Source organism: Rahnella sp. CJA17(1/100) (genome assembly GCF_963881615.1).
In the GTDB taxonomy this organism is placed as follows: Bacteria; Pseudomonadota; Gammaproteobacteria; order Enterobacterales; family Enterobacteriaceae; genus Rahnella; species Rahnella aceris.
In genome coordinates, this window is record NZ_CAWOJA010000022.1 from 306,617 (window position 1) to 321,268 (window position 14,652).

Annotated in this window: 8 protein-coding genes and 1 pseudogene; 4 read left to right on the top strand and 5 right to left on the bottom strand. The window is 35.2% G+C overall.

Annotation, left to right across the window (positions count from 1 at the left end; translation table 11 throughout):
• Positions 1–1,084 precede the first annotated feature (1,084 nt).
• The 4 genes from AACU55_RS12935 to AACU55_RS12950 all read left to right on the top strand — a co-directional run bounded on the left by AACU55_RS12935 (position 1,085) and on the right by AACU55_RS12950 (position 6,583).
• Entirely contained in the window at positions 1,085–1,876 is a 792-nt protein-coding gene (locus AACU55_RS12935) for a hypothetical protein (protein ID WP_134705572.1), read from the top strand.
• A 265-nt stretch (positions 1,877–2,141) separates the two neighbouring features.
• Positions 2,142–3,524 (top strand): HlyD family secretion protein, encoded by a 1,383-nt coding sequence (locus AACU55_RS12940; RefSeq protein WP_134705573.1) that lies wholly within the window; start codon positions 2,142–2,144, stop codon positions 3,522–3,524.
• Positions 3,517–5,625 (top strand): peptidase domain-containing ABC transporter, encoded by a 2,109-nt coding sequence (locus tag AACU55_RS12945; protein ID WP_134705574.1) that lies wholly within the window; start codon positions 3,517–3,519, stop codon positions 5,623–5,625. The genes AACU55_RS12940 and AACU55_RS12945 overlap by 8 nt, the downstream gene beginning before the upstream one ends.
• Positions 5,626–6,355: 730 nt before the next feature.
• Entirely contained in the window at positions 6,356–6,583 is a 228-nt protein-coding gene (locus tag AACU55_RS12950) for a hypothetical protein (protein WP_134705575.1), read from the top strand.
• 1 nt (position 6,584) lies between these two features.
• Here the strand turns inward: AACU55_RS12950 and AACU55_RS12955 are convergent, their stop codons facing one another.
• From AACU55_RS12955 to AACU55_RS12975, 5 genes and pseudogenes are all read right to left on the bottom strand, one after another.
• Positions 6,585–6,995 (bottom strand): hypothetical protein, encoded by a 411-nt coding sequence (locus AACU55_RS12955; protein ID WP_134705576.1) that lies wholly within the window; start codon positions 6,993–6,995, stop codon positions 6,585–6,587.
• Positions 6,996–7,240: 245 nt separating this feature from the next.
• On the bottom strand, positions 7,241–9,052 hold the full coding sequence (locus tag AACU55_RS12960; protein ID WP_134705577.1) for a phospholipase D-like domain-containing protein: 1,812 nt from the start codon (positions 9,050–9,052) through the stop codon (positions 7,241–7,243).
• Positions 9,042–12,686, bottom strand: a complete 3,645-nt coding sequence (locus AACU55_RS12965; protein WP_134705578.1) for an AAA domain-containing protein — start codon at positions 12,684–12,686, stop codon at positions 9,042–9,044. The genes AACU55_RS12960 and AACU55_RS12965 overlap by 11 nt, the downstream gene beginning before the upstream one ends.
• A 234-nt stretch (positions 12,687–12,920) precedes the next feature.
• A pseudogene (locus AACU55_RS12970) lies at positions 12,921–13,690 on the bottom strand (tyrosine-type recombinase/integrase); the annotation flags it as partial.
• 92 nt (positions 13,691–13,782) lie between these two features.
• Positions 13,783–14,652, bottom strand: coding sequence for a ParB/RepB/Spo0J family partition protein (locus tag AACU55_RS12975; RefSeq protein ID WP_134705579.1), 870 nt, complete (start codon positions 14,650–14,652; stop codon positions 13,783–13,785).

Consider the following 14,652-nt stretch of genomic DNA (forward strand, 5'->3'; position numbering starts at 1 on the left):
AAGGATCAGGTCACATTTATTAGATTGACCTACATCATAATTAAATAGCGAGTGAGCCTCTAATTTCTCATCGACTCCTCCATCATAGCTGCCGATAATATTTCCAGGGTTGCAGATTATCGGCGAAGAAAATATATATATATCAATGCCTAAGAAGCAGATGAATCGGCTCTTTTCCAAAAACGATCAGAGTAAATCAGAAGTATCAGGCAAAGGACTAAAACTATGATGAAAATATTAACTGCTTTATGTTAAAAGGTACTGAATGACTGACCATAAAATATACAGAGTAAATGCAATCTGTATCACCTTAAATGGACGTCTAACATAACGCCATTCATGGCGTTCTCTCGCGTTGGCTTTTGAGATTGAAGCTTCTAAATTTGGTTTTTTTTTCTTCTTTTCCGCAGTTCAGCATAGCCCCAAAGTGAAAGAAGGGTTATCACCACTATCTTAAGAAGCACTGAGCTGTCTATATTGAAATGTGTTTCCCAACTCCAATTAGTATTGTTCATCCTTTCAGACCTTTTATCTTTTTTTCATGAAAGCGAAGATTTATAGCAAGTAATAACTTGCATATCTACTCAATAGAAATTGTTAATGAAAATGCTTAGCTGTGATCGTGTTCTGAACAATTGGCCTAATAATGCCATGTTAGTGCAGGGTAAATGGCCTATCAGCCCTTTTTTAGGACGATGGCTGTCATCTAAGGTAGCAGGGGGGCTCATAGGCTAAAAGAGATAATTTTCTGAACCATACAGTAGGCATTCTAAAGGCTGCATTTTAGTATCTTTGAATAATTCGTCTCGGACGGAAGCAAAAAACTCTCGAAAGCTTTACTCGCAGGAGAGTGTGGCAGCGTGAACAACGCATACGAAAGGTTAACTCCAAACAGATGGTTTTATACTCTAAAAGCTTTGGTAAAGCGTTAGAGTAATCTCAAGGTGAATTTACAAATATTTACATATTTAAAGTTAACTTTATATTTCGTTACGAGTAGCTTACACAAAAAGCACCATTGACCTTCTTTGTATCGCTTACATTGTGGCATCAATTTATATTTCTCCAGGGAGGAGATGTGTCAATGCTATCTGCCAAAACCTCAAGTCACGAAAAAAGTTTTCTGAAAATCGTTTTGAATAATGACTATTTTTATACACTGAGGATACTGAGATTCTTAGTTGTTACTCTAATGGGATCTTATTCACCTATTGGTTACAGTTTTACTGGAATAGACATACCTGATATCAAACCTTTTCAGGAAAAATCCGTCATTGTTCAGAAGGGAAATGTTGTCTACTTTGATGGTCTTATATCAAAACAATCTTTTACAACACTAAGTAATTTCCCACACCCAGATAAAATTGAATCCATTTCAATCAATAGTATGGGAGGTGACGTTGAAGCTGCTCTCGATATAGCTGATTGGATGTGGGAAAATCATATTAATATAACAATTCGTACTGTTTGCGCATCTGCTTGCGCAAATTATCTATTTCCTGCTGCAAGAAATAAATTCATAGGAAAAGATTCTTACCTATTACTGCACGGTGGTGTAAACAGTCCTGAAAAAGAGTTTCAGCTGGATACGAATAAGGATTTTTCGAGAAATAGCTTCTTTGAGTCCCCAGAAGTAAAGAAAATCAAATCTAGAGAACTGATTTTTTACCATAAAATTAATGTTGACTCTAAATACCCTTATTGCCCACAGTTAGAAGAGAATTATTCAGATAAATTTCCGGAAAAGTGGTTTTCATATGAACCCCTTTCTCTTGAAAAATTTGGCATATCCAATATCCATTATGCCAACTCACCTTCTCAATGGATTTTATTGATGAGAAGTAAAAATGTTATTTTCGCAAACAATTGTAATTAGGAGATTCGATAATGCGCGAGCTTTCAACAGTTGAAATGAACGTTGTAGCAGGTGGTTTTTCAATTGGGAGTTGCTCCATAGGGGGCAGTTACACAAGTCATTCTGACGGGCATGGTGGAACTTCCACCTCAGTAAGTTTTCATGCAGGATGTGGAGTTAATGCCCCTGACGTGAATGGCACTGCATCTAACGGTAGAAATGGTAGCAGTAACAACAATGGTAATCGTGGCAATCAAAGTTCGCAAAGAGGCGGCGGCAAAAACCGTTGATTAATAGTTATATAACGGCAGCTTTCAAGTTGCCGTTTTTCGTAGCCTTAAATAATATTTTTTTACATAAAATAGCGCGCTTAATATTAATGACTAAGAAATCTTTTTATAATGAGGCGGCGCTAACTTATCGCGCTCAAGCATGGGCAGGACATGCTCTGTTAACAAAGGGATTGCCTGCTTGGTTTATACTATGCTTCACCGTTATATTTTTTTCTGCCCTGACTCTGCTTCTGAGTCAAGGTTCTTATACCCGAAAAATTACAGTGAGTGGTGAATTGCTGTCTGTTCCTCGTGCCGTACATATTATTGCACCTTCACAAGGATTTGTTATAACCCAATTTGTAACGGCAGGAGATAAAGTTAAGAAAGGGCAATCTCTTTATGCTATCGATGTTAGCAAGATGACTCGCAGTGGTGTAGTAAGTGTTCAGCAGCGTCATAATACAGAGGATCAGATTAAAAATGCTGACAATATAATTATTAGCTTAAAGCAAAGTAAAGTTGTAAATATTGCGGGGCTGGAGGCACAAAGAGATAGTTACAAAAAATCATTAATAAATTCTGGGAGCATGATTAAACAGGCTGGAGATGGTTTAAAAGAAATGAAGAGTAACATGGAAAGTTATAGGAAATATCAGCATGACGGCCTAATTACACGCGACCAACTCTCTCAGCAATCATCTATCTTTTATCAGCAGCAAAATGATTTGCTGACACTAAGCACACAGCGTGAACAAAATGAATTACAGGTAATTTCACTTGAAAACGAGATACGCACTCGTGCAAGCGATTATGAAAATGAAATTTTACGCATGGAAATGAAAAAAAATGAACTCACGCGTCAGTTATCTGAAGATGACGCAGCTAGTGAAATCATCGTTACTTCTCCTGTAAGCGGCAGGGTTGATAGCACAAACATGACGGTGGGACAGTCTACCAGCCAGGGCGATGCCTTAGCGCAAATTATTCCTGGTGGAGCACCTCACTGGGAACTTATTATGTGGATACCAGACAATGCTGCCCCTTTCGTTCGCATTGGCCAGCCTGTCAAAATTCATTACAGCGCCTTTCCTACAGAGAAATTTGGTTATTTCCCCGGATATGTTTCTGAAATATCATCATCACCATCTACTTACCGTGAACGCGGTGGAGATGCAAACAATACACTCCCGGTGGAAAATAACCCTCAAAACTGGTATCGGTTGGTCATAATACCCGATCTCAAAAACTTCATCTGGCAAGGTCGTCAAATCAGGCCTGGTAATGGATTACGCGCAGATTGCACATTGTCTCTGGAAAAAAGGCAGCTGTGGCAATGGATACTATCCCCATTATTTGAACTAAGCCAAAGTCTAAAGGGGGAAGATAATGAATAACGAATTGCTTAATTGGCTGCAGCGTAATCTGAATTTCTCATTGCGTCAGCGACTCTCTGTTGTCTTACAGACAGAAAATGCTGAGTGTGGACTCGCATGTATAGCAATGGTCGCCGGCTGGCATGGGCATCACACAGACTTGTTTTCTTTGAGAAGTCTGGGGGGGTTGTCATCACGTGGTGCTACTCTGGGAACTCTCTATGAAATAGCTAGTGATATAGGCTTAAGTGGTAGAGCATTATCACTGGAGGCCGAAGAACTGTCTCAACTGCAACTGCCTTGTATACTTCACTGGGACTTCAACCATTTCGTGGTTCTCGACAGGTTATCAACTAACTCTGCAGTAATTCACGATCCTGCGACAGGTAGACGTGAAATCAGTTTGACAATGTTGATGCAGCATTTTACTGGAGCGGCTTTGGAACTATGGCCTAACAGGACATTCACTTTTCGGAAAAAAATAAGGCGAGTCAAACCACTTGAACTTATGCGAGGGATAAGTGGATTTATTCCTGCATTAGCAAAGGTATTTTTACTTTCACTAATGATTGAATCAGTAAGTTTGTTACTTCCTGTAGGAACACAGATAGCTCTGGATCACGTAATTCCTTCTTCGGACAAAAGCCTTTTAGAGCTTGTAATTCTATCACTGTTAGTAATGGTTTTGCTTCAGACCGGGCTTAATTTGATACGGTCATGGACAGTAATGGTTACTGATGCGTTGACAGATGTTCAATGGAAGGATGGTTTATTAAAAAATTTACTTAACTTACCTTTAGTGTGGTTTGAAAAGCGTAAAGTGGGGGATGTCCAATCGCGTTTTTCCTCACTTGATGTAATACGAGATAGCTTTATCAACGACATTACGGGGAGCATTATCGATGGGATTATGCTTGTTGGGGCTTTACTCCTACTTATGGCATATGGAGGAGTTTTACTCAGTTCAATAGTCTTAGGCTTTGTATTACTCTCTTTGGCTATGCGAATCGTAACTTTCCCCAGATATCGACAACTAGCGGAAGAGCAGATAATTAAAAATGCAGCAGTAAGTTCGCATTTCACGGAGTCCCTTTACGCCATTGCTACAATTCGTGCTCAAGGCTTACAAGAAAAGAGACGTCGAAACTGGCTGACTCTCGAAGTTAATGCTACTAATGCAGGTATCAATCGTAGACGTTTCAACGTTTTCTATGATGCTGTAAGTAGTCTTTTAGGCGCAGTCGATAATATTGTAATTCTCTGGCTAGGCGTAATGGCAGTGCTCACACATCAGCTATCTGTTGGGGCGTTTGTTGCATTTGGAACCTACAGGGAAATTTTTACAAACAGAGCTATGTCTTTAACTGACATGTCCCTACGGCTCCGTATGCTCAGATTACACTGCGAGCGCATAGCTGACATAACGCATTCTGAGACAGAAATAAAGGGGACTTTATCCAATCTGTATCAGTCTGGGAAAGCAATAAAGCTTGAAGCCTCTGGCCTTTCATTCCGCCATGATCCTCGAAGTCCTCATGTTTTTTTTAACATTAATCTAACTATTGAAGCAGGGGAGAGTGTTGCTATTACGGGGCAATCTGGATGTGGCAAAACTACGTTGATGAAAGTACTTTCTGGCTTGATTACCCCAAGTGAAGGTAGAGTTTTTGCCGATGGTAAGGATATTAATATTAGCGGCATCGATAATTATCGCCGAGCTGTTTCATGCATTTTGCAGGAAGATAGGCTGTTGGCAGGCTCTTTAAGAGAAAATATCGCAGGATTTAGTGAATCTGTTGACGAAAGCTGGTTACATCAGTGCTCTCGAATGAGTAACATTCACGATGATATAATTTCCTTGCCAATGGGATATGACACTCTTGTAGGGGAGCTGGGGGAGGGGTTATCCGGTGGACAGCGTCAGCGACTATTTATTGCCCGGGCTTTATATCGACGGCCATCAATAATTTTTATGGACGAGGCTACTAGTCATCTGGACGAAAAAAATGAGCGTGAGATTAATCATACTATTTCTAATCTAGATATCACCAGAATAATCATTGCCCATCGTCAATCCACTATTGCATCCGCAGATAGAATTATTAATTTAAGTGAGATTTAATCATTATAATGAGGCGTTATGTTTGTAAACTATATAACTCAAAGATGCTTACATATAAGATTTGGGGATAGAATTTAAATAGTACGGAGGAAGATCTGAGAGTCCGAATTTAAACCTATCAACGTGATCTACTACGAAAATACTGCTTTAAAAGTACACTTTAACGCTTCAACCATTACGAGCAGTAGGTGATATATAATTTAAATAACTATCACTGGCGGAACTATGAATTCCGATGCATTCCTGGCACTAAGTATGTGAGTTAGAAATATGAAGGAGAACGGTGTACTCTTTGCCAATTTAGGCGCATATAAGTCCAAATTGGAGGATGTAAATTCAATTACTTCAAGATTCAAGATTATTGAGAGATGTAAAAATACATTGCAAATTTTTTGGAAAAAATGAGGGGGTGTGAAACAGTGAAAATCAAGAATTTCTGCGAATAAGTATTCTCTTAAATTTGAAATCTTAAAATAATCTATCATTTCGACCTTGATGACCGCTGGAAACTCACGTTTCTAGCGTAGAATAGTCAGTAAAATACATCTTCGCATCACATCTTACATCAAATCCTCCTGAATAATTTGGGACTATCTCTTTTCCTTTTCAATCATAGAGCAGAAAAGCAAGGCTACTCAGAGAAGCGGAGCTTCGGAGAGTTAGCCCTTGCTTAAGTAGTGATTTGACAAAAAATTTAAAACAAATATAAATATAATAAAAGGAGATGAATATGAAAAAAACAAAAGAAGAGGCTGTGAAAATAATTATTGGTTTGGTTGTGCTACTGTCCTTAGTATCTATTAATGTATTCGGAATTACATATGATGCACATCATAATAAGAGTGATGATTATATATTGACTGTTTTTTCAGAATTGAATCTTGTGTTTATTATAACTTTCGGGCCAGCAATTTACACAATGATCATTGCTTATATTTGTGGGATGCTTAAAAAGTAAATCACCATAAGTATTTCTTTATTTTTTCATTTATTAACCTTTCCCTGTTGATGTTTTTCTTGACGACAATTATTTTTATAACCTCATCATAAAGGTCACTTGAAGTGGCTAAAGCCTTAGCTAGAGCACACATAGACAACGTAATTAATAATGAATATCCAGCTCTATTTGTGAAAAGAATATCAAAAAAATTATCATGTATCGTTCCTTTACTTAGTATCGATAACATATTTTCAACTATTTTAGGAAAAGTATAAATTACATACTTAAGCATTAAAACAGAAGCCGTCCAGAATAGTACTGAGTCATAAACTAATTTAATTGTTGTTTTGTGTCTTTTATATAATAAAAATATAGGGATGCTTCCTAATAATGCTGGGAGAATTAATGCGATGGCATAGTGTTTATTCAATATGAGATATTCAATGAATATATTAAGAAGACAAGTGAATAGTATAGTAAGGAATATTAATAGTGTTTGTGTGACATATTTATTCAATTGTGAAACATTAATCATGTATATCTCCAAATTACTGATGATTATTTTTTGATATTATAGGGGGGGATACCCATGCTATTGATAGCTCATGAAATTTATGAGGCCTCATCTGAAAGTTATTTGTAGAGGCCATATATTTCATTATGCTTAAGGTTAAGTTAGAAGTTTTCCGATACTTTATCAAAAACATTATTTGTTGATATGAATATTCCAAGCTCGTCGTATGGATTACCATAAGCAGAAGCAGATAACCAATTTAGGCTGGATATTAGAATATTGTGGTTATCCCAAGATAATATCTTCGCATGAGATATAGGATCTTTCTTTTTATCTAAAAAAATCCCATTTATTCTAAGTGAACTACTTATTTCTTCAAGTTGTTGAATGTTCATGCCACCACTAAGTGAAGAATAATACATGCTTATACGTAATTCACTATTGGCATTTATAGAGCTTATTAATGGTGTTAAAATTGGTCTTTCTGCATTATTGCTTATTCTGTGGCTTGCAATAAATATTGATTCCTTGGCATTATCTCTTGCATCTAATACGTAGTCATGGTGCTCGTTTTTGGTGACAATTTTAATTTTCACATTTTTAGAGTTTTCGGTGGATAAATTAATAAAAGTTTTTTTCAACTCATATGAGATGGCTGAAATAGACTTGCTTAAATTATTTGATACCCTGGATTTTCCTTTTGCTATTACGCTCAAGATGTCCAACACTTCGGTGGTGAGGGCAATATTTGTTAGAAAAACTGAGCACTCATATCGATTGAATCCACTCGCTAACCAATTGCATGAACCTATGGTAGAACAATATCCATAGTTCATTGTGTCACATACTATCACTTTTGCATGTGAACCTGTTGGATCTGAATGTATAGTAAAGAGTGAAGTTAAACCAAGTTTTACTATTTCTTCTCTATAAACATTAAGCCCATTTAGAAATTGATTATAACTCCCAATATTTCTATCATCATCGGGTTCTTCTTGGCCCCATAAGATATCGACCTGGACACCTCTTTGTGCAGAGTTAATTAATTTTTGAAAGATGGTTTGAAAATTCTTTAACTGTATAAAAGTTGAGTGGATGATAATTCTGCTAACAGCACTATCTATCATAGTTATCAGATGGTCGCGATGGTGATCAGCACCGGATATTATTTTGAATTCACTTTCATCAATGTAATGCTCTTCAAGTCGAGTTTCATGGGATTCAGTGTTATATTTGCTGATTTTCTGAATGTTGTTTAGTGAGGAGTTGATTTCTTTGTTTTCAATTCTTTTTGAATTAGCTGCTGCAATAATATCAGCAGCTAACTCTTTTGATATATCTGATGGCACACCAGTTATGTTATCTGCTTCATCGACCTGTGCTATTGCAAATGTTGTATTTTGATAATAAGGTCTATCACTAACTCTTTCTTCATATCCAATGACTTCTTCATCGGTATCCTCTACACAATTGAGAATGTCTGAGGAGAATGGAGAGTGCTTTGGATTTTTAATATTTAATTCTGTTGCAATAGAACCCTTGTTTTTAAGCAATTCAATAGCTCTTGGTTTGTAATAAATTTGATAGTTTTGATTTCTTGCATTGACCCGATAACACTTGGCTGTTTTGGGGTCAATTAAAAATTTCCTTGTAGACTCCATTGGTTCCCTTTCGTAAGGGAGTTCATCAAGATTTGCAATATTCTTTCCTGTTTCAGTAATTCTGAAGTGATATTTTGAACCTAACTCTACTAATTCAACCCACCCCAATTTCATAAAGGGTATTACAATTTCAATTATTAATCTCTGAGGAAGGTTAGATTGTGAAGATAATTCTTCAATAGGGTATGATTTATGACTGATTTCGAGAAGTAAGAAATGGTCTAAAGCTCCCCATCTATGACCTTTGAATATTTTAAACTTATGAACGCCAAAATGAAAAGGAACTTTTACATATATGTTTTTATTTTCCATGTTTTTTTCCTTTATCTCCAATTGGTTTTATTTCAATTGAAGCCAGTTTTCTTTGAGATAATGATAAATCTAATCGTTTTGTTAGTGTTGGTATAAAACTATATTCTTCCATATTTCCCATTGAGATCCTCTTCGACCAAGATTTAAGAAGATCGTATGAACCGATTATAATTAACTTATGTTTGGCTCGACTTAGTAAAACATTTATTCGACGTTGATCTGATAAAAATCCTAAAGCACTTTTGATAGTGCTTTTCCCATTGTTCCTTACTAACGATATTATAACAATATCTGCCTCACCTCCTTGAAATGAATCAACTGTAAGGCAATAACCATCATTGTCATCTGGGGGGATGAAATTATCTAACAAATTATTTAGGTTATTTTTTTTCCTTTCTATCTCTATATTCTTAGACATCAGGTTAACTTGTTTTGAATAAGGAGATAGTATAGCCAGTTTGATTTTTTTAAGTGGTGACGTATTTTTATTTATGTCTTTTAATATCGAAATTACTGCGTTGCATTCATTTCTATTTGACCATGTTGGTTCATGTTCTCCAACTCTACTACCCTTGACTTTTTGTACATCAGGCTGATTAACCCAGACTATCGCCGGAGTGTTTTTAAGCACAGATTCATTTTTTAAACTTATTAATGAATCAAAGTCCTCGCTAAGATATTTTTTTTCCTTTTCTTTGTCTGTAACTAACTTGTCTTCGTAAAAAACATTGGAAATTATCTCCGCTATATATGGATGCATACGATGCTGAACAGACAACATAGAAGATAACTTGTTTATTCGGATTTTCTCTTTACCAAATAATTTCTCGTGCTTTATGTCTTCTTGTTCATCAGCCAAAATAAGGGATTCAAATAAATTTACATATCTGGTCGCCCGTAACCCTATTTCTTTTGCTTGATTTTCATCGATTGAAGAAAAATGCCCATTCCTGATGAGTTCATTTTTTAATCTAAAATTATTTATGCTATCTACTTCTTCAAAAGTATTTGTTAGTTTTTTATTATTCACTAATATTTTTTTCAACTCTATTGATCTATATGGAGGTAATTGATGATGATCACCTATCATTAATCTACGGTAAGATAACAAAAGAGGACTAATTAGTTCTATACCTGTAACTTTTCCACTTTCTTCCATAATTGACCAATCAAATTGTGCTCTTTCTTTTATCATTCTTTCGACATAATCAGAATTAGTTGTGGCAAATATTAAGCTTGCTGATTTTATCAGTTGATTGATTAACGGGTATCTTTTTACAGGTGGTGATTTAAGTAAGTTAGTTATATCATTTTTAAGTTTGTGGTTGGATGAGTCTTTAAATAAATTGCTTTTTATAAATTTGTTTAAATATTCTAATCCAGTTTCATCTGCACTGTTTAATACAATATTATCTTCGCCCGTAACCTTGTTACATCTAACAATAATTAGGTCGTTGATATTACCTTCTTCTTTTGTTAAATCTTTGACTACTTCATGATAAAGATGTTGCACAGTTGCATGGCTCTGCGCAGTAAATAGTATTCTGCTATTTGGTTCTTCCTTGAATAGGTATTGTGAAAGCGCTTTTACTAAGTGAGTTTTACCAACCCCAGGCGGTCCCTGAACAAGGTTGATTGGTAAAGTTGATAATACTTTCTTGAAAACTTTTTGTTTTGATTCGTCTAATGAAGGAATTATATCTGCTGCAATAATTTCTTCATTACTCACTGATAGATGATACTGTGGAGATGTAATTACGTTCATCAATTCAACGTGGTTTTCGAGCATATCCAACGTATTAGCGTGTCTTGTTATTTGTCGCAGTGTTCCTTCGAGAGAATCTGGTACAATAAAAAAATCCTTCCAACTTGGTAAAGATTTTTTTGATATAAAACTGTAAACATCCCGTTTTTGTGAATCACAGTTATAACCATAAAACTCTAAAATAATCTCATCATCAACTCTACTGAAGTCTTTATTATTTACAAGGCTCCAAGAAAGTTTGTCATTATTTTCACTACTATTTATAATTTTTTCAAGCCTTACTGAAGGTGATTCAATTCCAAGAGATTTAGATAACCCTTCTGTTGATTCGTTATGCTTTGGTATAAATTTGAAAATCCATGAACCAACGTTATCTGGGGAATTTTCTTCACTGATGTTTTCTACAGGAAAAATCTCAGCTTTTGCGTATGCAATATTAGCAATATGTACTGCTGTTAATCCCTCCAATAACTTGAGATGTTCTTCATTTATCTTATTGTTAACGTTTACTATTTCTTTAAATAATATATCCCATGGCATTAAATTTAGTGATTCATCATTATTTGTTAAGAATTTTTTAGCGTCATAGTGAGTGAAGCACGATATGTTATTACTATTTACCTCAACGTAATTCTCTTTGTTAAAAAATCTATTAGGTAGCTCTAAATATGCATGTTGTGAATACCCTAATTCCCATGTTTTATCATTGGTTCGATAGTCAGTTTGGAATGGTGTGAGAACATAACATATTTCTTTTCCTTTCAATACTACTTCATGACGATTATTTTCTGTGTTTAAAAATAGAATGGGTGAATCAGATAAGTCATCACTCACTAATTGCTTAATTATTTCCGTGTCATTTCTTGATATAGTGAATTTATTTTTTTCATAGAAAATCTTTTGTATACAAAAAAATAAATCCTTTTTATCTTTACTATTATCTGATTGCTCATATTTAATGTTTATGGCTACGCCATGTATAATTTTTGTCTTTTTATAAAATTCGGTAAGTTCGTTAATTATACGTTCAATAGAATGTAGTATTTCCTTTTCACTGAGAAGTTCTTTAATAGCATTCTGTTGTATTGGCTGTATTCCTAAAAGACTACGGATGATTGCAACTTCGCTTATGGTTAGCCCGTGATTAGAGATAAAGTGTTCTGCAGTAAAATTAAGATTCTTAATCTGATTTAATTCTATTTTTAAAAATTTAGCTATTAATATACCTAAATTGATCCAGTCTGTAGCAAACGTCGATATTTTACCTTGCTCACCTACAGGTTTTATATTTGCTGTGGTCAAGGTTGGCATTCGAATTGACCACTCAAAACCTGTTAATTGAAAATCGTTATAATCATCAGATTCATAATCATAAGTCAGGATTGAGTCTTCATCTAAGTGACGATGTAATAACCCTTGTGCATGAAGTAAGCCAATAGCATTAGTAATTCTACATATGTTTTTCCAGAATCGGATTCTCACAGTTGGATCTTTTAAACGAGTCAACCAGTGACTGTTTCTTGGGAGGGATAATATTTTTCTATTAAGTAAGTATGAAGCTGGCACTCGTCCGTCAGAGTTCAAAACAAGATAGAAACCATCGTTTGTTTTTTTCGATTCAACAGGATTAACTATATAATCTCCAACTCCGGGATACCCTTTCAATCTTTGTAACTGTCGTAATTCATGCTGCCAAATATTCTCAAGGACTTGTTCGTCACTTGTAATGTCCCTTGGCCAATATTTTATAATATATATCTCACCCTCTTTTTGAGTAAGTATTAAATCTGGAATGTTTTTGTTTTTTCCTGATTTTAATATATTTTGTTCTATGATTTCATAATTATCTAATAGATGAGTATCATTCATATTTCAACCTTGTTCCAATATTCTTGTGTAAATTTTACTCGTGAAAGGTGTACGTTTTAAACGCTACCGCCCCAACATATGCAAGTACGCTGTATATCGTATTTATTGCTAACATGTAAATTCAGTATTTACAATGACTTAGGTTAATTTATTTGCTTTAGATCAAGAATATATTTACCAAATCTGATGGATTTTGTTGTCTGTATCTTTAATTTGCTGATCTTTATGTTTTTTTTATTTTAATCGTTTTGCGAACTCAAATGGAGTAACAGCACTTGTTTTACACTCGACAAGATAATCAGCGCACCATTGGGGCATCAGTTTCCTTTCTTCAAGATGTTCCGCTTTATGAATGTAAGCTGCTCGAACGGAACTCCGTTCTTGGTGGCTCATCTGACGCCCGACAGCATCTCTTGACCACAGCCCAGGCTCAATTAGAGCACTACATGCCATTGTTCGAAAACCATGCCCACACACTTCCGTTTTTGTATCGTAGCCCATAGAGCGAAGAGCCTTGTGACAGTGTTTTCACTGAATGGTTTGTCATTACGACTAAACCCTATGAACATAAGATCCTGATCAACAGTGATATTATGAAATTATTCGAGTAAGGTTTTGGCTAGTTTGCTCAACTTCACAAGGTGGGACATTTTCATTATGGAGTCTCTGCCACAATACTTAACCCTATCCCATTCTTGATGTTCTCCTGGGTGTCGTTTTTGAAATACACTTCAGACCAGCGAGCTAACCTCAGTTCACTTTAGCGGATGAAAGTTAGTAAAGTTAACTGAACTGCGATCAGTGTCATGCCTTTACCTTTTTACAGGCTTCAATTCTTCCTAAAAGCTCAGGAAGTTGTTCAAAGGGTAGGGCAGGACGATGAGTACTTTTAGGGGCGTTACAGCACCTGAAAGATCATAGGCTGGGTTTAGGTCAATCAAACCGTTATGGAGCGCATAATGATTTATGACGGTTATGTGTTGTTGTACACGCGAAGCAACTTCGTATATACATTAATGATATTTAGATGAATTACTTATTATCATTTTTGGCAATTAGCTTTCGATTGGTATACTCTTTCTTTCATAGACCTCAATCATTTTGTTAAGGAGTTAATGTTCGAAATTTTCTTTAATTCTATCAGCAATTCATTTTTGTTATCTAACAACCAATGTAATATTTTTGTATTCTCAAGTAGTTTCTGAATATGAGATTTCATAATGACCAGCCTAAGAGTGTTCTCTCCATAAGATTCTTTTAATTTTTCAGATTCAATATGGACTTGCGCCATTTCCCTTTCGAGACGATCTATTGTTTTTCGATGTCCTTCTTTATCATTTCCCTGTTGACCATCTACAAGTAAGTTAGGTTGAGTATTGTGTAGCAATGATATGGAAAATTTTTCGGAATAATTTTCCATGTTGTTCATTATACAAGCACATTCTATTTGTCTGATATTTTTCATTTTTCTCAGAACGTTAAAAGTGGCTTTTGGAACGTTTTGGTTCGCTAGTAAATTAACAACCTCAGGATCTATGCCGTCTAATAAGTTAATTTTACCTTTTAAAATATCAATTGATATACCCAATGCTTCGCTCAATTTTTCTATGGAAACACCTGACTTAAGTGCTTTCCTTATCATTTTTTGTTCCTGAATTATTGTAATTCGGCTTACTTTACTATTAGGTGTATAAGTGTCGTAAATGGTTGAGACTAAACAGATCGCTTCCGTTTCTCCTAACTCTTTTAGTGCCTCAATTCTGAGATGTCCATCAAGTATTTTAATTTTACCAAGTTTGCTATCTAAATAAACTACAATCGGTTCAATTATTCCTATGCTGTTTATTGATTTTTTAATTTGAAGGTATTTTTTGCTGTTTTTAACATTTATGGGTGGTTTCTTTGTCGGTATCAAATCATCTATCTTGAATTTCACAGAGTTTCTCTCAAAGCAATAGCTAACCAT

Excerpts from the sequence above, each read along its gene's own strand:
- AACU55_RS12960 (WP_134705577.1), bottom strand. The coding sequence starts at position 9,052 with ATGGAAAATAAAAACATATATGTAAAAGTTCCTTTTCATTTTGGCGTT.
- AACU55_RS12950 (WP_134705575.1), top strand. The coding sequence starts at position 6,356 with ATGAAAAAAACAAAAGAAGAGGCTGTGAAAATAATTATTGGTTTGGTT.
- AACU55_RS12965 (WP_134705578.1), bottom strand. The coding sequence starts at position 12,686 with ATGAATGATACTCATCTATTAGATAATTATGAAATCATAGAACAAAAT.
- AACU55_RS12975 (WP_134705579.1), bottom strand. The coding sequence starts at position 14,652 with ATGGTTAGCTATTGCTTTGAGAGAAACTCTGTGAAATTCAAGATAGAT.
- AACU55_RS12935 (WP_134705572.1), top strand. The coding sequence starts at position 1,085 with ATGCTATCTGCCAAAACCTCAAGTCACGAAAAAAGTTTTCTGAAAATC.
- AACU55_RS12945 (WP_134705574.1), top strand. The coding sequence starts at position 3,517 with ATGAATAACGAATTGCTTAATTGGCTGCAGCGTAATCTGAATTTCTCA.